The organism is Burkholderia sp. AU6039 (assembly GCF_002223365.1).
Lineage (GTDB): Bacteria > Pseudomonadota > Gammaproteobacteria > Burkholderiales > Burkholderiaceae > Burkholderia.
In genome coordinates this window covers 558,493-579,308 of sequence record NZ_NKFK01000003.1, presented here as the reverse complement: position 1 = coordinate 579,308, position 20,816 = coordinate 558,493, and the positions used below count along the sequence as shown (strand labels likewise).

At 64.3% G+C, this 20,816-nt stretch carries 21 protein-coding genes and 1 other RNA gene; 5 read left to right on the top strand and 17 right to left on the bottom strand.

The genetic code is table 11. The annotated features are described in order from the left end of the window. Positions 1-8 precede the first annotated feature (8 nt). The 8 genes from rpsA to gyrA all read right to left on the bottom strand — a co-directional run bounded on the left by rpsA (position 9) and on the right by gyrA (position 10,634). Positions 9-1,721: a 30S ribosomal protein S1 gene (gene rpsA, locus CFB39_RS05320; protein WP_011544885.1), complete on the bottom strand. Its 1,713-nt coding sequence runs from the start codon at positions 1,719-1,721 to the stop codon at positions 9-11. 141 nt (positions 1,722-1,862) lie between these two features. Further along, complete coding sequence (gene cmk / locus CFB39_RS05315; protein WP_039343267.1) at positions 1,863-2,549, bottom strand: (d)CMP kinase; 687 nt, start codon at positions 2,547-2,549, stop codon at positions 1,863-1,865. A 13-nt stretch (positions 2,550-2,562) separates the two neighbouring features. Further along, positions 2,563-3,867: a 3-phosphoshikimate 1-carboxyvinyltransferase gene (gene aroA / locus CFB39_RS05310; protein WP_089455808.1), complete on the bottom strand. Its 1,305-nt coding sequence runs from the start codon at positions 3,865-3,867 to the stop codon at positions 2,563-2,565. 13 nt (positions 3,868-3,880) lie between these two features. Further along, a complete protein-coding gene (locus CFB39_RS05305) occupies positions 3,881-4,807 on the bottom strand; it encodes a prephenate dehydrogenase/arogenate dehydrogenase family protein (RefSeq protein ID WP_089424800.1) in 927 nt (308 codons plus the stop codon). Between the two features lie 186 nt (positions 4,808-4,993). Then, positions 4,994-6,076, bottom strand: a complete 1,083-nt coding sequence (gene pheA / locus CFB39_RS05300; RefSeq protein WP_069247429.1) for a prephenate dehydratase — start codon at positions 6,074-6,076, stop codon at positions 4,994-4,996. Between the two features lie 33 nt (positions 6,077-6,109). Beyond that, positions 6,110-7,192 (bottom strand): 3-phosphoserine/phosphohydroxythreonine transaminase, encoded by a 1,083-nt coding sequence (gene serC / locus CFB39_RS05295; RefSeq protein ID WP_089472374.1) that lies wholly within the window; start codon positions 7,190-7,192, stop codon positions 6,110-6,112. Between the two features lie 155 nt (positions 7,193-7,347). Further along, positions 7,348-7,947 (bottom strand): DUF2059 domain-containing protein, encoded by a 600-nt coding sequence (locus tag CFB39_RS05290; RefSeq protein WP_006486966.1) that lies wholly within the window; start codon positions 7,945-7,947, stop codon positions 7,348-7,350. 83 nt (positions 7,948-8,030) lie between these two features. After that, on the bottom strand, positions 8,031-10,634 hold the full coding sequence (gene gyrA / locus CFB39_RS05285) for a DNA gyrase subunit A (RefSeq protein WP_089439493.1): 2,604 nt from the start codon (positions 10,632-10,634) through the stop codon (positions 8,031-8,033). 539 nt (positions 10,635-11,173) lie between these two features. Here gyrA and ompA point away from each other — a divergent pair. From ompA to CFB39_RS05260, 5 genes are all read left to right on the top strand, one after another. Beyond that, on the top strand, positions 11,174-11,842 hold the full coding sequence (gene ompA, locus CFB39_RS05280; protein WP_006476579.1) for an outer membrane protein OmpA: 669 nt from the start codon (positions 11,174-11,176) through the stop codon (positions 11,840-11,842). 154 nt (positions 11,843-11,996) lie between these two features. Further along, positions 11,997-12,695 carry a bifunctional 2-polyprenyl-6-hydroxyphenol methylase/3-demethylubiquinol 3-O-methyltransferase UbiG gene (gene ubiG / locus CFB39_RS05275; protein ID WP_089424797.1) on the top strand — a complete coding sequence of 233 codons (699 nt, stop codon included), beginning with the start codon at positions 11,997-11,999 and terminating at the stop codon, positions 12,693-12,695. A 13-nt stretch (positions 12,696-12,708) separates the two neighbouring features. Next, entirely contained in the window at positions 12,709-13,425 is a 717-nt protein-coding gene (gene gph, locus CFB39_RS05270) for a phosphoglycolate phosphatase (RefSeq protein ID WP_089455806.1), read from the top strand. A gap of 17 nt (positions 13,426-13,442) precedes the next feature. Then, positions 13,443-13,812: a transfer-messenger RNA gene (ssrA, locus tag CFB39_RS05265) on the top strand. 176 nt (positions 13,813-13,988) lie between these two features. Further along, entirely contained in the window at positions 13,989-15,230 is a 1,242-nt protein-coding gene (locus CFB39_RS05260) for an integrase arm-type DNA-binding domain-containing protein (RefSeq protein ID WP_089472373.1), read from the top strand. A 295-nt stretch (positions 15,231-15,525) separates the two neighbouring features. Here CFB39_RS05260 and CFB39_RS05250 read toward each other — a convergent pair whose 3' ends face one another. The 9 genes from CFB39_RS05250 to CFB39_RS05210 form a co-directional block, all read right to left on the bottom strand. Continuing rightward, the gene (locus tag CFB39_RS05250) at positions 15,526-16,023 is read right to left on the bottom strand and encodes a hypothetical protein (RefSeq protein ID WP_144030234.1); all 498 of its coding nucleotides are present in this window, start codon (positions 16,021-16,023) and stop codon (positions 15,526-15,528) included. 93 nt (positions 16,024-16,116) lie between these two features. Then, positions 16,117-16,467, bottom strand: a complete 351-nt coding sequence (locus CFB39_RS05245) for a hypothetical protein (RefSeq protein WP_089472370.1) — start codon at positions 16,465-16,467, stop codon at positions 16,117-16,119. Then, complete coding sequence (locus tag CFB39_RS05240) at positions 16,464-17,489, bottom strand: phosphoadenosine phosphosulfate reductase family protein (RefSeq protein WP_089472369.1); 1,026 nt, start codon at positions 17,487-17,489, stop codon at positions 16,464-16,466. The genes CFB39_RS05245 and CFB39_RS05240 overlap by 4 nt, the downstream gene beginning before the upstream one ends. Next, on the bottom strand, positions 17,486-17,782 hold the full coding sequence (locus tag CFB39_RS05235) for a hypothetical protein (protein WP_144030233.1): 297 nt from the start codon (positions 17,780-17,782) through the stop codon (positions 17,486-17,488). Before CFB39_RS05235 ends, CFB39_RS05240 begins: the two co-directional genes overlap by 4 nt. Beyond that, the gene (locus CFB39_RS05230) at positions 17,751-18,176 is read right to left on the bottom strand and encodes a DUF5681 domain-containing protein (protein ID WP_089472367.1); all 426 of its coding nucleotides are present in this window, start codon (positions 18,174-18,176) and stop codon (positions 17,751-17,753) included. The genes CFB39_RS05235 and CFB39_RS05230 overlap by 32 nt, the downstream gene beginning before the upstream one ends. A gap of 46 nt (positions 18,177-18,222) precedes the next feature. Continuing rightward, the gene (locus CFB39_RS05225) at positions 18,223-19,203 is read right to left on the bottom strand and encodes an AAA family ATPase (protein ID WP_089472366.1); all 981 of its coding nucleotides are present in this window, start codon (positions 19,201-19,203) and stop codon (positions 18,223-18,225) included. Continuing rightward, a complete protein-coding gene (locus CFB39_RS05220) occupies positions 19,203-19,712 on the bottom strand; it encodes a histidine ammonia-lyase (protein WP_089472365.1) in 510 nt (169 codons plus the stop codon). The genes CFB39_RS05225 and CFB39_RS05220 overlap by 1 nt, the downstream gene beginning before the upstream one ends. Continuing rightward, positions 19,709-20,542, bottom strand: coding sequence for a hypothetical protein (locus tag CFB39_RS40710; RefSeq protein WP_256991357.1), 834 nt, complete (start codon positions 20,540-20,542; stop codon positions 19,709-19,711). Before CFB39_RS40710 ends, CFB39_RS05220 begins: the two co-directional genes overlap by 4 nt. Beyond that, entirely contained in the window at positions 20,539-20,814 is a 276-nt protein-coding gene (locus CFB39_RS05210; protein ID WP_089472364.1) for a hypothetical protein, read from the bottom strand. The genes CFB39_RS40710 and CFB39_RS05210 overlap by 4 nt, the downstream gene beginning before the upstream one ends. Positions 20,815-20,816 lie beyond the last annotated feature (2 nt).

Below are 20,816 nucleotides of genomic sequence, written 5' to 3'. Positions count from 1 at the left end.
CGTGAGGCTTACTGGTTCTGGCCGTCGAGCTTCGCCTTCAGCAGCGCGCCGAGGTTGGTCGTACCGGTCGCAGCAGCGCTCGAGTCCGACTGCAGGCCGCGGATCGCTTCCTGTTGTTCAGCCGAATCCTTCGCCTTGATCGACAGGTTGATGCCGCGCGACTTGCGATCGATGTTGATCACCATCGCGTTGACCTTGTCGCCTTCCTTCAGCACGTTGCGTGCGTCTTCGACGCGATCCTGCGAGATTTCCGACGCGCGCAGGTAGCCTTCGATGTCGCCGGTCAGCGTAACGACCGCACCCTTCGCATCGACCGTCTTCACGACGCCGTCGACGATCGAGCCCTTGTCGTTCATTGCAACGTAGTTGCTGAACGGGTCGCCTTCGAGCTGCTTGATACCGAGCGAGATACGTTCCTTCTCGACGTCGATACCGAGGACGATTGCTTCGACTTCGTCGCCCTTCTTGTACTTGCGAACCGCTTCTTCGCCAGCTTCGCTCCACGACAGGTCCGACAGGTGGACCAGGCCGTCGATGCCGCCCGGCAGACCGATGAACACGCCGAAGTCGGTGATCGACTTGATTGCGCCCGTGATCTTGTCGCCCTTCTTGAAGTTGCGGCTGAAGTCATCCCACGGATTCGGCTTGCACTGCTTCATGCCGAGGCTGATACGACGACGGTCTTCGTCGATCTCGAGGACCATGACTTCGACTTCGTCGCCCAGCTGGACAACCTTCGACGGAGCAACGTTCTTGTTGGTCCAGTCCATTTCCGACACGTGGACGAGGCCTTCGATGCCCGATTCCACTTCGACGAATGCGCCGTAGTCGGTGATGTTCGTGACCTTGCCGAACAGGCGCGTGCCCGACGGGTAACGGCGCGAGATGCCTTCCCACGGATCGTCGCCCAGTTGCTTGATGCCCAGCGAGACGCGGTTCTTCTCTTGGTCGAACTTGAGGATCTTCGCGGTGACTTCCTGGCCAACCGACAGGACTTCGCTCGGGTGACGCACACGACGCCATGCGATGTCGGTGATGTGCAGCAGGCCGTCGATGCCGCCGAGGTCGACGAACGCGCCGTAGTCGGTGATGTTCTTGACCACGCCGTTGACGATCGCGCCTTCCTTCAGCGTCTCGAGCAGCTTCGCGCGCTCTTCGCCTTGGGTTGCTTCGATCACTGCACGACGCGACAGCACGACGTTGTTACGCTTGCGATCGAGCTTGATCACGCGGAACTCGAGCGTCTTGCCTTCGTACGGGGTCGTGTCCTTGACCGGACGCGTGTCGACCAGCGAACCCGGCAGGAACGCGCGGATGCCGTTGACCATCACGGTCATGCCGCCCTTCACCTTGCCGGTGATCGTGCCGGTGACGAGTTCGTTGTTGTCGAGCGCCTTTTCCAGCGACAGCCACGATGCAAGGCGCTTCGCCTTGTCGCGCGACAGGATCGTGTCGCCGTAGCCGTTTTCGAGTGCGTCGATCGCGACGGACACGAAATCGCCCGACTGCACCTCAACCTCGCCCTGATCGTTCAGGAATTCCTCGATCGGAATGTAAGCCTCGGACTTCAGGCCTGCATTGACGACCACGAAGTTGTGGTCGACGCGCACGACTTCGGCGGAAATCACTTCGCCGGCGCGCATGTCTTGGCGGGTCAGCGACTCTTCGAACAGAGCCGCGAAAGATTCAGTATTCGGGGTAGAGGTTTGCAGGTCGGACATAAAAATCTGATTGTGCATGGATCGCTGTGCCACGCCGGCCGGAATGGCAGGCTGAAAGGGCCAGATCGAGGTCCACACGGGGTTAAGGGTTCGAAACACGCTCCGCACTTATACGCGGAGCACCTACCGCTGCCCGCCTTCTCAGGCCGGCTGGCCGAGCGCCCGGTACCACTGCAGCACCTGGTCGACCGCTTCATCGACCGAAAGCGCCGACGTATCGAGCAGCTTGGCATCTGCCGCGGGCTTCAGCGGCGCGGCCGCGCGATTGCTGTCGCGCGCGTCACGTTCACGAAGATCCCGGAGCAAGTCATCTATATTAGCAGAAAAACCTTTTTGCATCAATTGCTTATGCCGTCTGGTCGCGCGCGCCTCGGCGCTGGCCGTCAGGAACACCTTCAGCACGGCGTCCGGGAAGATCACGGTACCCATGTCGCGCCCGTCCGCAACGAGGCCCGGCGTCTTGCGGAACGCGCGCTGGCGCGCGACGAGCGCGGTGCGCACCGGCCCGTGCACGGCGATCGCCGACGCGCGGTTGCCGACCGCTTCGGCGCGGATGTCGTTCGACACATCGACGCCGTCGAGCTGCGCGCAGCCTTCGCGGAACGTGATGTGGAGATCGTCGATCAGCTTCACCAGCGCGTCGATGTCCTCAGCCTCGATGCCGTAGCGCACGCTTGCGAGCGCGGCGAGCCGGTACAGCGCGCCGCTGTCGAGCAGGTGGAAGCCAAGATGCGCGGCGACGAGCGCGGCGACGGTGCCCTTGCCGGAAGCAGTCGGGCCGTCGATCGTGATGACGGGAGTCGGGTGAAAGGGTCGGGTCGATTTCATCAGAACAGTGGGGTCAGGCTTTGGCGAGCGCGGCGAAGCGGTCGAAATAGTCGGGGAACGTCTTGCCGACGCACTTCGGATCGTTGATCCGCACGGGCACGCCGCCCAGGCTGACGAGCGAGAAGCACATCGCCATCCGGTGATCGTCGTACGTGTCGATCGCCGCGTTCGGCGTGAGCTTTTCCGGCGGCGTGACGACGAGGTAGTCGGGGCCTTCCTCGACGATCGCGCCGACCTTGCGCAGCTCGGTCGCCATCGCGGCGATGCGGTCGGTTTCCTTCACGCGCCAGCTCGCGATGTTGCGCAGCGTGCTCGTGCCGTTCGCAAACAGCGCCGCGACCGCGATGGTCATCGCCGCATCGGGGATCAGGTTGAAGTCCATGTCGATCGGCTCGAGCTTGCCGTGGTCGTGGCCGATGCCGCGCACGTCGATCCAGTCGTCGCCCATCGTCACGTTCGCGCCCATCTGCATCAGCGCGTTCGCGAAGCCGACATCGCCCTGGATGCTCGCCCGCCCTACGCCTTCGACGCGCAGCGGGCCGCCGCCGAGCGCGCCGGCCGCGAGAAAGTACGACGCGGACGACGCATCGCCCTCGACCATGATCCGCCCCGGCGAGCGATAGCGGACGCCGGCCGGCACGACGAAGCGCTGCCAGCCGTCGCGCTCGACGGTCACGCCGAAGCGCTCCATCAGCCGGATCGTGATGTCGATGTACGGCTTCGAGATCAGCTCGCCATCGACCTCGACGACGATCTTGCCGTCCTTCGCCTTCACGAGCGGCAGCGTCATCAGCAACGCCGTGAGGAACTGGCTCGACACGTCGCCGCGCACGCGGATCGGCGCGTCGACGGAAATGCTTGCCGGCTTGATCCGCAGCGGCGGGTAGCCTTCGTTCAGCTCGTAGTCGATCTGCGCGCCGATTTGCCTCAGACCGTCGACGAGGTCGCCGATCGGCCGCTCGTGCATGCGCGGCACGCCGTGCACGCGATAGTCGCCGCCGTTCACCGCGAGCGCGGCGGTCAGCGGCCGCACGGCCGTGCCCGCGTTGCCCAGGAACAGATCGGCCGTCTTCGCGGTGAATGCGCCGCGCGTGCCCATCACGACGCAGGTGTCGCCATCGCGCGCGAGCTTCACGCCGAGCTTGCCGAGTGCGTCGAGCATCACGCGCGTGTCGTCGGAATCGAGCAGGTTGGTGATCGTGGTTTCGCCTTCGGCAAGCGCCGCGAGCAGCAGCACGCGGTTCGAAATGCTTTTCGAGCCGGGCAGGCGCACGGTGCCCGATGCACTGGAGTACGGGCCGAGATCGAGATAGTCCATGGGAATCGTCCTGTTATTTCTTGACCGGTTCGGCAGCGGGCGTACCGCCACGCTCCTGCCATGCCTTGCGCGCAGCGCGCGAGCGCGTGAACACCGCTTCGAGCGCCGCGCCGTCGCCGGCGTCGATCGCCGCGCGCAGCCGCGTGAGCACACGCGTGTAGCCATCGAGCTCATCGAGCAGCGCCGCGCGGTTCGCGACGCACACGTCGCGCCACATCTCCGGGCTCGACGCCGCGATACGCGTGAAATCGCGGAAACCGCCCGCCGCATACGAAAATTTCAGTTCCGCGTCGGCCTCGCCGAGGATCTGCTCGACGAGCGCGAACGACAGCACGTGCGGCAGATGACTGATCGACGCGAATACGCGATCGTGCTGCTCCGTGCTCATCGTGCGCACGTCGGCGCCCGTTGCACGCCACATCGCATCGATCCGCGCAACGGATTCGGGTGCGTTCTCCGGCAGCGGGCACAGCACGACGTTGCGGCCGACGTACAGATCCGGCAACGCGGCCTCGACGCCGCTCGACTCGCGACCGGCGATCGGGTGACCCGGCACGAACTGCGCGATCCGCGCGCCGAGCGCTTCGCGCGCGGCCGCAACGACATCGGACTTGGTGCTGCCTGCATCGGTGACGATCGTCGCCGCTTCAAGCCACGGCGCGATGCGCGCGAGCAGTGGGCCCGTCTGCGCGACAGGTGCAGCCAGCAGCACCAGATCGGCACCCGTCAGCGCGTCGCGCAATTGCGCGTCGTCGTCGAGCGCCGCCGCGCGGTCGATCACGCCGAGTGCGAGCGCACGCTCGACCGAAGCACGCGAACGGCCCACGCCGACAACCTCGCCCGCGCCGCCCGGCGCGCGCTCGCGCAGCGCGCGGGCCAGCGATCCGCCGATCAGGCCGACGCCGAAGATGACCAGTTTGTTGAATGCAAAGCCTGACACGACTAGAGCCAAGTTACGCGCGCAGGACGACGCCCCGCACGCGGAATTCCAGATTCCGGGCCACGGGCCCGCACCCGGCGCAACCTGCGCCGGATGCCGCCCGAACCCGCCTTCGGCAGCACCGATCGGCCTGCCCTGCCCGCGTGGCCGCAACGCCTGCGCGAACAGGCGACGGGCCGCCACGCATCAGCGTGCGCGCGGATACGAACCGAGTATCTTCAGGAACGCGGCCTTCTGGCCAAGTTCCGCGAGCGCGGCCGCAACCGACGCATCGTCCCGGTGCCCCTCGATGTCGATGTAGAAGTAGTACTCCCACGTGCCGACGCGCGCCGGACGCGACTCGAAGCGCGTCATCGACACGCCGTGCCGCGCGAGCGGCTCGAGCAGCTTGAACACGGCGCCCGGTTCGTTCTTCACCGATACGATCAGCGACGTCTGGTCGTGACCGCTCTGCCCGGCCGGCTGCTTGCCGATGATCACGAAGCGCGTGCGGTTGTGCGGATCGTCCTGGATCAGCGAGAACGCGATCTGCAAGCCGTAGTGTGCGGCCGCGCGGTCGCCCGCGATCGCCGCGACGGTCGGATCGGCCGCCGCGAGACGCGCAGCCTCCGCGTTGCTCGCCACCGCCTGCCGCTCGAGCTGCGGCGCATTCGCCGCGAGCCACTGCTGGCATTGCGCAAGCGCCTGCGCGTGTGCACAGACGCGCTTCACGCCGTCGAGCGTGCCGCTCTGCGTCAGGAGGTTGTGATGGATCGGCAGCGCGAGTTCGCCGCTGATCAGCAGTTGCGTCTGCAGCAATAGGTCGAGCGTGCGCGACACGGCGCCTTCGGTCGAATTCTCGACCGGCGCGATACCGAACGCGGACGCGCCGGCCTCGACCGAGCGGAACACCTCGTCGATCGACGGGCACGGCAGCCCTTCGATCGACTGGCCGAAATACTCGAGCATCGCCTGCTCGCTATACGTGCCGACCGGCCCGAGGAACGCGACGTGGATCGTCTGCTCGAGCGCGCGGCTCGCGGCCATGATCTCGCGCCAGATGGCGCTGATATGCTCGCTCGCGAGCGGCCCCGCGCTCATGTCCTGCAGCCGGGCGATCACTTGCAGCTCGCGCTCCGGCCGGAACACCGGCGCGTTGAAATGCTTCTTGACCTCGCCCACCTCCAGCGCCACCGCGGCGCGCTGGTTCAGGAGCGCGATCAGCTGCGCGTCGATCGCATCGATGCGATCGCGCAGCGGTTTCAGGCGGGAATTCAGTTCGTCGTCCATGCGTTTTGCCGTGCTGTTTGAACAGCGCCGCCGTCAGGCGCCGCGCTGCTCGAAGTCCTTCATGTACTCGACGAGCGCTTTCACGCCCTCGAGCGGCACCGCGTTGTAGATCGACGCCCGCATGCCGCCGACGGACTTGTGGCCCTTCAGCTGCAGCAGCCCGCGCGCCTTTGCGCCGGCAAGGAAGTCTTCGTTGCGCGTTTCGTCGGCCAGGAAAAACGGCACGTTCATCCGCGAACGTGCTGCCGGGTCGACCTTGTTCAGATAGAAACTGCTCGCATCGATCGTGTCGTAGAGCAGCTTCGCCTTTTCGATATTGCGGGCCTCGATCGCTTCGAGGCCACCCTGCCGCTTCAGCCACTGGAACACCAGGCCCGCGATGTAGATCGCGTAGGTGGGCGGCGTGTTGTACAGCGAGTTGTTCGCCGCGATGGTCTTCCATTCGAACGCGGACGGGCAGATCGACAGCGCACGGTCGAGCAGATCCTCGCGCACGATCACGAGCGTCACGCCGGCCATCCCGATGTTCTTCTGCGCGCCGCCGAACAGCACGCCGTACTTCGCGACGTCCAGCGGACGCGACAGGATGTGCGACGAGACATCCGCGACCAGCGGCACGTCACCGAGATCGGGAATCTCGAACGTCTCGACGCCGTCGATCGTCTCGTTGGTACACAGATGCACATAGGCCGGATCGTCCGACAACTGCCATTCGGCGCGCGCGGGCGCACGCGTGAAGCCGTCTTCCGTCTTGCCGGTTGCGGCGAGATGCGGCGTGCCGTATTTCTTCGCTTCGCTGAACGACTTCTGCGACCACGAGCCCGTGACGACGAAGTCGGCCGTCGTGCGCGACCCGAGCAGGTTCATCGGGACGATCGCGTTTTCCGCGATACCGCCGCCCTGCAGGAACAGGATCCGGTGACTGGCCGGCACGCCGAGCAGGTCGCGCAGGTCGGTCAGCGCGGCCTCGTGGATCGACATGAATTCCTTGCCGCGATGGCTCATCTCCATCACGCTCATGCCGCTGCCATGCCAGTCGAGCATTTCGTCGGCCGCTTGCCGCAGCACTTCCTCGGGCATCGCCGCAGGGCCGGCGGAGAAATTAAAGACGCGCATCGTGAAAACCTCGGAGGGACGCGACCGGCTCGCCGCCGGCAGAACGCGCCAGAAAAGAAATGGCCGCTTGCGCTCGCGCGCAAACGGCCATTATCGCACTGTCGTCAGGCTCCCGCCAAACCCGGCCGAACGGCCGGGGGCATGCCCGGACGGCTTTACTTGCCCGGCTTGACTGCTGCGACTTCCTTGTCAGCCTGCGTGCGCGTTGCCTGGATAGCTTGCGGCATGTACTTCTGCATCAGGCCGTTGACCACGTCGCGACCGACCTGATCCTGAACCTGGATGAACTTGCGGCCCGTCGGGCTCTTGTAGAACGTCGTCAGATCCTTGATCTCCGACGTGCTGTAGTACTTCGCGTAGGCGTCGTACTGAGCCGACATCGCGTCGCTCTGGAACTGTTGCGTGCCGAACACCTTGCCTGCGCCGTCAACCAGCTTCGGCACCGCGTTCTTCTGCAGCGTCGGAACGGCAGCCTGCTTCTGCTTGTCGTTCAGCGTCTTGTTTTCCGACAGCGCGTCCGACAGGATTGCCGGGACGAGTTGCTTGGCCTGCATTTCGGCGCTGTTGCCGATTGCCGACACGAGCTTCGGCGCGTCGATCGCGTCGAGCAGATCCTTGATCGCTGCCTTCTTGTCGGCGTCGATCGGCGCAGCTGCTGCCGGAGCTGCCGGTGCGGAATTCGACAGCGCTTGCGCCATCGCGAACGTCGGCACCAGTGCAGCCAGCAGAACCAGTTGCTTGAATTGCTTTTGCATCATCACTCCCTTTTGGAAATATGAATGGTTGCTCGCCGGCCGCGGCGCTTCGCGCCTGCGGCGGCTAGAGTCTCATCCGTTCTTCAGGCTTCGCCGTCCGACGCCTCGTCGGCTTCGCCCTCTCCCTCTTCGGCCTCCGCGATCTGCTGCAGGCCAGAGAGCTTGGTACCCTCATCGAGACTAATGAGTGTAACACCTTGCGTGGCGCGCCCCATCTCGCGAATCTCCGAGACACGGGTGCGAATCAACACGCCGGCCGTCGTGATCAGCATGATCTGATCTTCGGCATCGACGAGCGTTGCAGCCACGACCTTGCCGTTACGCTCGGACGTCTGGATCGCGATCATACCCTTCGTGCCGCGGCCGTGACGCGTGTACTCGGTGATCGGCGTGCGCTTGCCGTAGCCGTTCTCGGTCGCGGTGAGCACCGTCTGCTCCTCGCTGCCGGCAACCAGCATCGCGATGACCTGCTGGCCATCCTCGAGCTGCATGCCGCGCACGCCGCGGGCCTCGCGCCCCATCGGACGCACGTCGTTCTCGTCGAAGCGCACGGCCTTGCCGGAGTCGGAGAACAGCATCACGTCGTGCGCGCCGTCGGTGATCGACGCACCGATCAGGAAGTCGCCTTCGTCGAGGCCGACCGCGATGATGCCCTTCTTCATCGGACGGCTGAATGCCTCGAGCGGCGTCTTCTTCACGGTGCCGAGCGACGTTGCCATGAAGATGAACTTGTCGGCCGAGAATTCCTTGACCGGCAGCACGACGTTGATCTTCTCGCCTTCCTGCAGCGGGAACATGTTGACGATCGGGCGGCCGCGCGAGTTGCGCGAGCCCTGCGGCACTTCATAGACCTTGACCCAGTACACGCGGCCGCGGTTCGAGAAGCACAGGATGTAATCGTGCGTGTTCGCGATGAACAGCGTCTCGATCCAGTCGTCTTCCTTCATCTGCGTCGCCTGCTTGCCACGACCGCCGCGCTTCTGCGCACGGTACTCGGACAGCGGCTGCGACTTCACGTAGCCCGCATGCGACATCGTGACAACCATGTCCTGCGGCGTGATCAGGTCTTCGGTGTTCAGCTCGGTCGCGTTCAGCTCGATCTTCGAGCGACGCGCGTCGCCGAACTCGGCCTTCACCGAGGTCAGCTCCTCGCCGATCATCGTCGTGATCCGCTCGGGGCGCGCGAGGATGTCCAGCAGGTCGGCGATCTGCGCCATCACTTCGCGGTACTCGCCGATGATCTTGTCCTGCTCGAGGCCGGTCAGGCGCTGCAGACGCATCTGCAGGATTTCCTGGGCCTGCGTGTCGGACAGGCGGTACAGCCCGTCGGCCTGCATGCCGAACGCCGGGTTCAGGCCTTCCGGGCGATACGCGGAGCGGCCGCCGGCCGCCGCGTTCTCGCTCTCGGCACGCGTGAGCATCTCGCGCACGAGCGACGAATCCCACGGCTTCGCCATCAACTCCGCCTTCGCGATCGGCGGCGTCGGCGCGGCCTTGATGATCGCGATGAACTCGTCGATGTTCGCGAGCGCGACCGCGAGACCTTCGAGCACGTGGCCGCGTTCGCGGGCCTTGCGCAGTTCGTAGATCGTGCGGCGCGTCAGCACTTCGCGTCGATGCGACAGGAAGCACTGCAGGATTTCCTTCAGGTTCAGCAGCTTCGGCTGGCCGTCGACGAGCGCGACCATGTTCATGCCGAACGTATCCTGGAGCTGCGTCGCCTTGTACAGGTTGTTCAGCACCACTTCCGGCACTTCACCGCGCTTGAGCTCGATCACGACACGCATGCCGCTCTTGTCGGACTCGTCGCGGATGTCGGAGATGCCTTCGAGCTTCTTCTCGTTGACGAGCTCGGCGATCCGCTCGAGCAGCGAGCGCTTGTTCACCTGGTACGGCAGCTCGTCGACGATGATCGCCATCCGCTGGCCGCGGTCGATCTCCTCGAAGTGCGTGGCAGCACGCATCACGACGCGGCCGCGCCCGGTGCGATAGCCGTCGCGCACGCCGGCGACGCCGTAGATGATGCCGGCCGTCGGGAAATCCGGCGCCGGGATGATCTCGATCAGCTCGTCGATCGTCGCTTCCGGGTTGCCCAGCAGGTGCTGGCACGCGTCGACGACTTCGTTCAGGTTGTGCGGGGGGATGTTGGTCGCCATGCCGACCGCAATACCCGACGAGCCGTTGATCAGCAGGTTCGGGATGCGCGACGGCAGGACCGACGGCTGCATTTCGTTGCCGTCGTAGTTCGGCTCGAAATCGACCGTTTCCTTGTCGATGTCGGCGAGCAGCTCGTGACCGATCTTCGCCATGCGAATTTCGGTGTAACGCATCGCCGCGGCATTGTCGCCGTCGATCGAGCCGAAGTTGCCCTGCCCGTCGATCAGCATGTAGCGCAGCGAGAAGTCCTGCGCCATCCGCACGATCGTGTCGTAGACCGCGGTGTCACCGTGAGGGTGGTACTTACCGATCACGTCACCGACGATACGCGCCGACTTCTTGTACGCGCGGTTCCAGTCGTTGTTCAGTTCGTGCATCGCGAACAACACGCGCCGGTGCACGGGTTTCAGGCCATCGCGGACATCCGGGAGGGCACGTCCGACGATCACGCTCATCGCGTAATCGAGATACGAACGGCGCATTTCCTCTTCTAGGGAGGTGGGCAGGGTCTCTTTGGCGAATTGATCCATGTATCCGTATCGTTTCGGAGCGAAGACGGCGAACGCCTTTCGCGTGGGCGCTGCATGCGCAACGCAACGCGAGATTCTAACATGCGCCCATCAGCCGCCAATTCGCCCCCTCTATATATGAATAGCAAAAATCGCGGCGTCGGCGAATCGGCCGCAATGGCACATCGCAATCGCACCCGACTCGTCACCACAGACGATTGCCGCGTCACGTGTTCCTCGCGCACGAGTAAACATCTGCATTCATCGGCGCAATTTCGCCGCCACACTCTTGACAATTTCTAAAAGTTACGGCAGGCCAGTGTTGCGCATGCACCACAAAGTTGAAGCGATCTTGGGGTGGGGAGGATTTTTTTTCGTAGGAAGGGAACGATATGGCAAAATGCCAACGCACTGAAAGTTAGACGCTGCTCGAAGTCTACACAGAGGCGGCGCCGCGTTTTTTGTGCCGCACCAATGTTATACTTCGAGCAATGTATGACTTGTCACCGTCAACAGGCTCGCAGTAAACCTGCGGTAATCTCAATTTCGAGAGGAGAAATATGAATAAACTTTCAAAGCTCGCGTTCATTGCAGCTACCGCAGTTATGGCTGCATCCGCTTCGGCACAGTCGGTGCCGGCGTCGCGCCAAGCCGTCAATGACAACTGGGTCAACGGCACGGGCGAATGGGTGTGGATGAACGGTACGAACGAGCTCTGCTGGCGCGATGCGTTCTGGACGCCGGCCACCGCCAACGCGAAGTGCGATGGCGCACTGGTCGCCCAGGCACCGCAGCCGCCGGTCGCTCCGGTCGCTCCGGCTATCACGAGCCAGAAGATCACGTATCAAGCTGACGCACTGTTCGACTTCGACAAGGCAACGCTCAAGCCGCTGGGCAAGCAAAAGCTGGACGAACTGGCTTCGAAGATCGAAGGCATGAACACGGAAGTGGTCGTCGCAACGGGCTACACGGACCGCATCGGTTCGGACAAGTACAACGACCGTCTGTCGCTGCGCCGTGCGCAAGCCGTGAAGTCGTACCTGGTCAGCAAGGGTGTGCCGGCCAACAAGATCTACACGGAAGGCAAGGGCAAGCGCAACCCGGTTACGACTGGCTGCAACCAGAAGAACCGCAAGCAACTCATCGCCTGCCTCGCACCGGATCGCCGCGTGGAAGTCGAAGTGGTTGGTACGCAGCAAGTGCAGAAGACGACCGTTCCGGCAAACTAAGCCGCGGTTTTCGACTGCTTCAAAGCCCCGCTCCGGCGGGGCTTTTTCTTTGACGCCCGTCCAGGCGCTCGCCGCTTCGCCGCTCGTCCGCTTCTTATATACTCGGGGCTGACGAATCGCAGCACCGCCCTCCTTCCGTAGCCCGTTTGCCGACATGACCAACGCCGACCCGCACGAACTCCAGAAATTCAGCGACCTCGCCCATCGGTGGTGGGATCCGAATGCCGAATTCAAGCCGCTGCACGACCTGAACCCGGTCCGGCTCGGCTGGATCGATGCGCACGCACACCTCGCCGGCAAGCGCGCACTCGACATCGGCTGCGGCGGCGGCATCCTGTCCGAATCGATGGCCGGCCTCGGCGCGCAGGTGAAAGGCATCGACCTGTCGACCGAAGCACTCGGCGTCGCCGACCTGCACAGTCTCGAAAGCGGCATCTCGGTCGATTACGAGGCCATCGCGGCCGAAGCGATCGCCGCGCGCGAACCGGGCACCTACGATGTCGTCACGTGCATGGAAATGCTCGAGCACGTGCCGTCGCCCGGCGATATCGTCGCCGCCTGCGCGACGCTCGTGAAGCCGGGTGGCTGGGTGTTCTTCTCGACGCTGAACCGCAACCTGAAGGCGTACCTGTTCGCCGTGATCGGCGCGGAGTACATCGCGCAAATGCTGCCGAAGGGCACGCACGACTACGCGCGCTTCATCCGTCCGTCGGAACTGGCCAGCTTCGTGCGGGCAACGGATCTGCACATCGTGGAGATCAAGGGCATCACGTATCACCCGATCGGCAAGCGCTTCGCGCTGTCGAACGACGCCGACATCAACTACCTCGTCGCGTGCCGTCGCGGCGCGTGACCTTCCAACCGGCATGACGACTCCCCTCTCGACCGCGCGGGCGGCACTCGACGAACCGCGCCTGCTGCACTGCGATGCCGTGCTGTTCGACCTGGACGGCACGCTCGCCGACACGGCCCCCGATCTCGCCGCCGCCGTCAACAAGATGCAACGCGTGCGCGACCTGCCCGAGACACCGCTCGACGTGCTGCGGCCGCTAGCCTCGGCCGGCGCGCGCGGCCTGCTCGGCGGCGCATTCGGCATCGATCCGCACACGCCCGGTTATGAAGCGATGCGCGACGAGTTCCTGGCCAACTACGCGACGGATCTATGCGTGCATACGACGCTGTTCCCCGGCATCGACGACGTGCTCGACGAACTCGACGCGCGCGGCGTGCGCTGGGGCATCGTCACGAACAAGGCCATGCGGCTCACGGCGCCGCTCGTCGACCTGCTCGGCCTCGCGCGGCGCGCCGCCTGCGTCGTCGGGGGTGACACAACGCCGCACCCTAAGCCGCACCCGGCCCCGCTGCTGCATGCGGCCGACCAGTTGACGCTCGCGCCTGCGCGCATCGTCTACGTCGGCGACGACTTGCGCGACATTCAAGCCGGCAGCGCCGCCGGCATGGCGACGGTCGCGGCGGCGTACGGCTATTGCGGTGATGGCGCGGCGCCGGCCGACTGGCAAGCGCAGCATCTCGTCGACACGACGCTGCAACTGCGCGAACTGCTGCGCGATGTTGGGCTATAATGATTGATCTTATCCGCGGGGGCGACCTGGTTTCGACAGGGGTTGTGAAGCGGCTAGGGCATGTCGAGGACCCGTCACCTCGTTAATCAATGGGAAAATCGTAACTGCAAACGACGATACGTTCGCACTGGCAGCCTAAGGGCCGCCGTCCTCTGCCTAGTTCACTGACGGGCTAGTGTCGCAAGACCGGTAGCAATACCGCCAGAGGTCATTTACGTCAGTTAAGCCCTGTCGGCGTCGCGACGCCAGGGTCGAAAACCTAGCGAATCGCCGTAGTGCAGCGTGTTCGTCCGCGTCGCTGCGGTTAAATCAAATGACTGAACTAAACATGTAGAACTAGTCGTGGAGCGCTTCTGGACGCGGGTTCGATTCCCGCCGCCTCCACCAAATTCTCTTCCGTGATGTTCCGAGGAAGTACAGAAACCCGCGATAGCTCAAGGCTTCGCGGGTTTTTTTATTCCGAATTGATCCGGATTCGTCCGTAGACAGCCGGGGGCAAGTGGGGGCAAGATTGGGGGCATGCGGGGTTCGCCCGCCAGCTGTTGCCCCCATCGAGGTGCCCCATGCCCCTAACCGATACCGCGATCAAGAACGCCAAACCAGCATACAAGCCCGTGCGCCTGTTCGACGGCGGTGGCCTGTATCTGGAAGTTGCCCCCAGCGGGGGCAAGTGGTGGCGACTCAAGTACCGCTTTGGGGGCAAGGAAAAGCGGATTTCGCTGGGCGTCTACCCTGATGTGCCCCTGAAAGAGGCTCGGGAGCGGCGCGACAAGGCGCGTGCGCTGCTGGAGGCTGGCGCCGATCCCGGAGAGGCCAAGAAGGCCGAGAAGCGAGCCGCACGGTTGAGCACTGAAAACTCGTTCGAGGCGGTCGCCCGGGAATGGCATGCGAAGTACGCATCGAGCTGGTCCGCCAGCCACGGCGCCCGCCTGCTCCGCCGGCTTGAGGTCGATGCATTCCCGTGGATCGGCGGCAAACCGATTGCCGAGCTCGCGCCGCCCGACGTGCTCGACGTACTGCGCCGGGTCGAGAAGCGCGGCGCGCTCGAAACGGCCCATCGGTTACATGCGAACGTTGGCCAGGTGTGCCGTTATGCGGTCGCGACCGGCCGCGCCGCCCGCGATGTGACCGCCGACCTTCGCGGCGCGCTGCCGCCGGTGCAGCAGGAGCACATGGCAGCCATCACGGACCCGAAACAGGTCGCCGAGCTGCTGCGCGCGATCGACGGCTATCAAGGCACCCTCCCCGTTTCGTGCGCACTGCGTCTTGCGCCGCTGCTGTTCCAGCGGCCCGGCGAGCTGCGCGCCGCCGAGTGGGTTGAATTCGACCTCGAGGCCAGCACATGGGAGATTCCCAGCGATCGGATGAAGCGCACGAAGCAAGGCAAGGCGGCCGGCGGCGCGCATATCGTTCCGCTACCGACGCAAGCCGTCGCCATCCTGCGCGAGCTGCAGCCGCTCACTGGCAATGGGCGCTTGCTGTTCCCCAGCGTGCGCACGAAGGACCGCCCGATGTCCGACAATACGGTGAACGCAGCGCTGCGGCGTCTCGGCTACGACGGCGACACCATGACCGGGCACGGCTTCCGCGCGATGGCGCGCACGATCCTCGACGAAGTGTTGGGCGTGCCCGCGCCGATCATCGAAGCCCAGCTCGCACATACCGTCAAGGATCCGCTTGGGCGCGCATACAACCGCACTGCCCACCTGCAGCAGCGCCGCGAAATGATGCAGAAGTGGGCGGACTACCTCGACCGGCTCAAGGCCGGCGCGCAGATCATCCCGATCGGAGCAGCGGCAGGCTGATCGGCGCAGCGTCCGCGAACTGCGCCTCGCGCGCGCACACGCGCATAGTGGCGGTCATCGCGCCGACGCGCCGTCATCGAATACCACACGGGGAGGCAACACATGAGAGCATCGAATGGGTTCACGCGCCTCGGCGCAGTCCTGAAGGTCGTCGGATACGTCCTCTTCGCCTTCGCCGCATCTGCGTGGATTTACGGACCCGCAGGCGTGGCCGGCGCGCTCTTTTTCGGCGTGCCCGCGGCTGGGGTCTGGGCGCTAGGCTGGGTAATCGGCGGATTCGGAGAAGCGTGAGCGGTTAGCTATCGTCGAACGGCTGGCCGACCGTTCCCCCAATCGCTTCGATTGCGTTCACCACTGAAAATATTGCGTCCCGGACCCGCTGCCTCTGTTCGTCCATCCACTTGGCCGTGAGGAGCTGGTTGAACTCGACCTTAACGCGACCTCTCACGGGGCGCGAGAACTTCACCAATCGCATGTCCGCGTCACCCTCATGCCGCATGATTCGCCCATGTGCGAACGCATCTCGAATCGCAACGATCCCGCGATCAATCTCCACACCTAGGTCTCGGCGTCCGGAGATCGCATTGAAGTCATCGATCAGTTGCCCGAGGGAGCGCCAATCCGTCATTGGAGTCTCGTCCACCTCTTCACCAACGCCACGGTTCCAGTCACCTTGATGCGGCGCGGCGTGTGCACGAGCATCTTGCGAAAGAAAGAACCGTAGCGTGGCCTCCAGGCTGCTGAGATTGCCATGCAATTTCCCAAGCAGGTTGCTGTGCTCGTCCAGTTTCAATTCACTCTCCATGCGCGCTTACGCGATCACAAACTGCCGAACGACAGGGTACCCGTTCCCGGCGGCGCGCGACGAAGCGCGACCGCCACGCGATCAGGCTCGGAACCGCGGAATCGCCATGCAGAGGTCGCGGAACCGCAGGAGCGAGTCGGTATAGCCCGTCAGCTCGCTGATGCCGTGCAGGCGCCCCAGCGACCCAATACGGCGGCCGGCGATGCTCGGCGGCTCGCATTCGGGGATCCAGTAGCCCACACGAAAGCCGCGCCGCCGCGGCCGCTCTCTGACCTTGCCGAGCACGATCGCGCCGAGCATCGCCGGCCGCACCGCATCGGCGGGAACCCCAAACTTGAGGGAGATCGCCTCGGCAGAGTAGACGCGGCCGGGCACCAAGTCGCGCAGTACGTTCTCGAGGGTGAACGGCGGCGGGTTCTTGCGGGCCCTCAATCGCTCTCTCCCTCGCCGTCGAAGGAATCTAGCTCTCCGAGCGCGATCTTGGTCAGCCGCATCTGCCGAACTTGCTCGCCGTGGATCAACCGCAGACGCCGCTCGTATTCCACGGCCACCTTGGGGTGGAAGTCGCGGAGGTAGCGAAGCTTCCCGCCGTTTTCATCCAGGTAGGCGGTACAGTGCAAACAATCGAGCGATCCCATGCCGTACTCGTATTGCCGGGGGATCTCCACACCGTGCCCCCGCAGATACTTCAGCACGTCACTTTTCGTCCATCCCCTGATCGAGAGTAAGTAGACACAACCATTGCCGTCGGCAGCACCTGATGCGAACGGCACGCGCTTGGCTTCATCGTCGCGCTGACCGCGGATCACCAGGTCGAAACCACCAGCAGCGACGGCAGCAGCCATCGGCTGCCAGACATTCGCGAGACAGCAGTCGTAGCGATTTACAAGTCCGAACCCATCGTCGGTCGGCTCGACCATTCGGCCGAACCATGTCGCGCGCGCTGGGACACAATCCGCCGGCCATGTGTTAGCGGACGCTGCACGCCACTGCTCATCGCCGCCGACCTCAACGACGTCACACACCTTCCCGCGAACGTCCTCGAACAGCTCACGCGCCTCGGGATACGCATCGTTGCGGCTCGACCATATAACCGTCAACCGATCCCAGTACGGACGTAGCAGATACAGGCAGGCGAGCGAATCCTTGCCACCGGAAAACTGCAGGCACGGCCGCCGGCACGCCGCCATCGCTCGGTCGATCTCCTCGCGCGCAGCATTGACCAGGAACTCCATGCGGGGAAGCGCGCCGACTGAACCCGAGGCGAGCAGCTTCTGTCGCATCTCATCGATGTCCGCGGCCCAATACGGCGACTGCTCCCCATATCGAAACAGCGAGAGCGCCGCGGCCGGGCTGAGAGCCGGCATCAGCGAGTCTTCGACAGGTACGGGCGGGGATGCCTCTGCGTTGCCCGCAATCAATGCTGGATCCGGCTTGCTCATGGTCTCGCTCATTCCGGAAGCTCCTCGACAGGCGTCATGCGCAGGAGAACCACCTGTCGGCGCGATTCGACCGGCCGGCGCTGCAGGCTGACGAGATCGACGGCACGCCGCTCGGTTTCGGCGATTGCCTCATCGGGTGCGCATGGGAAGAACTCGCCGTTAGCGCTGATTCCCGTGAAGGCACCGCCAGCGGCCGACAAACGGCGGATCCGCACGACCAAGGTCTCGATGCCGCTCCCTACACCGAGTCCGCGTGCGGCACGCTCGAGGCGTCTAATGCGTGCTTTGAGATTGATGGTTGCCATCGTCCTTGCCCTCCAAGATTGCGAGCCGTTTCTCGAGCTCGTCCACTTCGATGATTCGTGCCTGCGCGGCGATGACCTGCATCACTGCGCTCGCTTCGTCCGGCGTGATCCGTCCGCGCGCCATCGCGTGCATGACCGCCGCCCCCTGCTCGGCGAGCGAGCCAGTCAGCTCGGGTAGATCGACCGGCGCATCCTTCGCCTTGATTGCCGGAATGCAGCGATCGATGCAGATGCGCAGCGCGGTCGTATCGCCCGCCTTGGCGAGCTCGACTGCTTTCGCCACCAGGTCGGCAGCGTGCGGCTGGAGCAACTCACGCAGCGCAGTGCGCTTGTCGCGTGCGCCCTTCGGCTTGCCGGCCGGATTGCCGCTCTGCCCCTTCTTGAACTGGGTCATTGCCCTGCTTTCCCCCTGCTAAATTCAGCCTCACCGACCGGAGCCATTACCGCTTCCACTCGTGCTTCCATGCACCGGAAGCGAGATCCAGATACCGGCCCGGCGCGTTTGGGTCATCTCTGAGCTGCTGGCTCGCTTTATCGAACCAAAGTCGCGTCGGCCCCTCCCAAGCAAAGTGACGCTGCTTCTCGCAGAGCAGGAGCACGTCGGGAACGCGACGCAGCTCTTCAATCTTCGCGGCTCGTTTCGCCTCGTCCTGAAGCTGACGCGCCGCCTGAACGCTGTTTTCCTTATGCTTGTTGCGATGGACGATCAGCACGTTGTCGACGAGATCGGTGATTTCACCCGCGCCCTTGATATCGAACTTGTCCGGCGCAGATTTCTCGGTGTCGCCCTTGCGAATGTGATGCACGAGATGGATGTGCACGCCGGTATCTCGAGCCAACACGCAAAGCGAATCGACGAAGCGCGCCTGCCCGGCGTAATCGTCCGGCGCCATGCCGCACTTCATGAGACTGTCGATGACCATGTGGTCAACGCCCAACTCCTTCCGGCAGTACCGCGTGACCGCAACCATGCGGTCCCTCGTCATCGCACCGCGATGCCCGTACAGCCAGAGGCGCGCGTCGGTCCAGCGATGGAACTTCGTGATGTAGTCGATGGATGGCGATGCGCCGCCGGCCGACTGCGTGCACATCCGACTCATGGTTGCCTGCATTGGCATTTCGAGTGATGCGATACATGCGCGGCGACCCAGCGCCATCGCATCCAACATGACGTAGCCGAGCGCGCCGGACTTGCCGTGTCCGTTCACGCCAGCCCAGAGCGTTACTTCGCCTGAGCGGAACTTGAGGTTGTCGCCCACCGAGGGCCACGGCGACGGGTCGCCTGCCACCTCCTCCGTGCCGTGGAACATCCTGATAACGTCATCCATAAATTCAGATGCCGGGCGCACATCGGCACGACCGTCGTCCGCGTCATTGACGTAGGCGTTCCAGTCGATCGAATCGGGAATAGTTCGAGCCATCAGGTCATCTCCAAAGTGTTCAGGTGGTTTTCCGCGGCGAGCTGCGCGACGAGCTCACACGCGTGGTCGTAGGGATTCGGCAGCATGTCGTCCAGGGCATCGAATAGGCGGCGCGCCAACGTATGCGAGGCCGGCCAGCACATCGGCGCTATCGCCATCGGGAACCAGTCGAAGAGCGCGAAGTCCTCGCCAGGCACCTTGCGCCGCTCGCCGCAGTGCACGCGCGGACCTTCGCGGAACGTGAGCACCAGCGTGTCGGGTACCGCGGCCGCGATGTCGGCGAGCGTGCGCAGCAGGTCGCTCCATGACACATCCGCCGACGCGAATACCTCGACATCGAGCGCGGCAACAGGACGCCAGTCGAAGGGCTGGCCAGCGGCCGCCGAGAGAGTCACGTTGTCGAATCGCAGCGGCCCGGCAAGCGTCACGAGGACCGGCAGCTCCGGCACTCGGCCGGCTCGGCGCATGGACACGAGCGCGGCACCGTTGGAGGGATAGCGATGGCTCATGACACGGGCGCCCAAGGGTCGAAGGCTTGGCCGTTTGCCGCGCCAGCACCAAGCGGCAACTCGTCTTCCCAGCGACGTTGATTGAGGTATGTCAGAGGCGCAGGCTCGTAGCCGTCCAGCCATTGCCGCGTCGCTTTCATCGCCACCACGTGTCCGATTACCTGCTCGGCGATGGCATCCAGACAGGCCAAGCGCCATTTCTGCCGGCATTTGGCCTTTGCGACCTTCCGGCCCGTCGACGGCCATACATCCCAAAAGCGATCGAACTCGGAGGAGCCGTTGAGCGATGCCGTGTCACCGCGAGGTGACGATATGGTTTTTATTGAAGATGAAGATGAAGATGAAGAGCCGTCACCTAAGGGGGGCTTTGGTGAAGCTTTGGTGCTATCACCCAAGGGGGGCTTTGGTGCACCCTTCGATACGCTGTCGTCGGTCTGAAATCGCGACGACTCGCCACGAACCGAACGCACGTACTCGTCCTTGACCATCCGCGACGAGTACCAGATCGGCCCTTCCTGCTCGGCAACCAACGTCACCGGCTCGCCGTCACGGCGGCCGGAGCGCGGCACGTAGATGCACGCGGTACACGGCTGCCCGTTGTCGGCGCCCTTCAACACGCCCTTGCTGACGATGGCCCTGAGCGTCACGAGCGGCGCGCCGATCGCCTGTGCGATCTCCTTGAGCGGCCAGCGCAGAACGCCGTATTCCTCCGAGTCGTGCAGTAGGCACATCACGTCGATCCACACGCCCTTCTCAGCGTGTGTGCAGCGCCTCAGGTTGCTGTTCGCCTGCCAGTCGCCCGGGTAAAACTGGAACGATGGGCGGGTCATACCGGCAGCCCCATCGCATCTTCCATGCGCCGGATCTGCACCGCGCTACGGTGCCGGATTTCCAGACGCATGAGATAGCTGCAGCGAGCGCGCAGGACGCGCGTGCCGGCGGCGCGCATCAGCCGCCCGAGCGCGTCGATACGGAGCTCGCGTGCATGATCGTCAACAGATCGCCCGAGCGCGGCCGCAGATCGAATGGAGGCGCGCGTCGACCAGCTTCGCAACTGGATCGCACCAACGCGGCGCGCGCGGGTCGCAAGGTTTGCCGTCATGG

Excerpts from the sequence above, each read along its gene's own strand:
- CFB39_RS05260 (WP_089472373.1), top strand. The coding sequence starts at position 13,989 with ATGCCCCTAACCGATACCGCGATCAAGAACGCCAAACCAGCATACAAG.
- CFB39_RS40710 (WP_256991357.1), bottom strand. The coding sequence starts at position 20,542 with ATGACCCGCCCATCGTTCCAGTTTTACCCGGGCGACTGGCAGGCGAAC.
- gph (WP_089455806.1), top strand. The coding sequence starts at position 12,709 with ATGACGACTCCCCTCTCGACCGCGCGGGCGGCACTCGACGAACCGCGC.
- CFB39_RS05220 (WP_089472365.1), bottom strand. The coding sequence starts at position 19,712 with ATGAGCCATCGCTATCCCTCCAACGGTGCCGCGCTCGTGTCCATGCGC.
- CFB39_RS05210 (WP_089472364.1), bottom strand. The coding sequence starts at position 20,814 with ATGACGGCAAACCTTGCGACCCGCGCGCGCCGCGTTGGTGCGATCCAG.
- aroA (WP_089455808.1), bottom strand. The coding sequence starts at position 3,867 with ATGGACTATCTCGATCTCGGCCCGTACTCCAGTGCATCGGGCACCGTG.
- CFB39_RS05290 (WP_006486966.1), bottom strand. The coding sequence starts at position 7,947 with ATGCAAAAGCAATTCAAGCAACTGGTTCTGCTGGCTGCACTGGTGCCG.
- gyrA (WP_089439493.1), bottom strand. The coding sequence starts at position 10,634 with ATGGATCAATTCGCCAAAGAGACCCTGCCCACCTCCCTAGAAGAGGAA.
- rpsA (WP_011544885.1), bottom strand. The coding sequence starts at position 1,721 with ATGTCCGACCTGCAAACCTCTACCCCGAATACTGAATCTTTCGCGGCT.
- CFB39_RS05235 (WP_144030233.1), bottom strand. The coding sequence starts at position 17,782 with ATGGCAACCATCAATCTCAAAGCACGCATTAGACGCCTCGAGCGTGCC.
- ubiG (WP_089424797.1), top strand. The coding sequence starts at position 11,997 with ATGACCAACGCCGACCCGCACGAACTCCAGAAATTCAGCGACCTCGCC.
- serC (WP_089472374.1), bottom strand. The coding sequence starts at position 7,192 with ATGCGCGTCTTTAATTTCTCCGCCGGCCCTGCGGCGATGCCCGAGGAA.
- cmk (WP_039343267.1), bottom strand. The coding sequence starts at position 2,549 with ATGAAATCGACCCGACCCTTTCACCCGACTCCCGTCATCACGATCGAC.
- pheA (WP_069247429.1), bottom strand. The coding sequence starts at position 6,076 with ATGGACGACGAACTGAATTCCCGCCTGAAACCGCTGCGCGATCGCATC.
- CFB39_RS05230 (WP_089472367.1), bottom strand. The coding sequence starts at position 18,176 with ATGACCCAGTTCAAGAAGGGGCAGAGCGGCAATCCGGCCGGCAAGCCG.
- CFB39_RS05225 (WP_089472366.1), bottom strand. The coding sequence starts at position 19,203 with ATGGCTCGAACTATTCCCGATTCGATCGACTGGAACGCCTACGTCAAT.
- CFB39_RS05240 (WP_089472369.1), bottom strand. The coding sequence starts at position 17,489 with ATGAGCGAGACCATGAGCAAGCCGGATCCAGCATTGATTGCGGGCAAC.
- ompA (WP_006476579.1), top strand. The coding sequence starts at position 11,174 with ATGAATAAACTTTCAAAGCTCGCGTTCATTGCAGCTACCGCAGTTATG.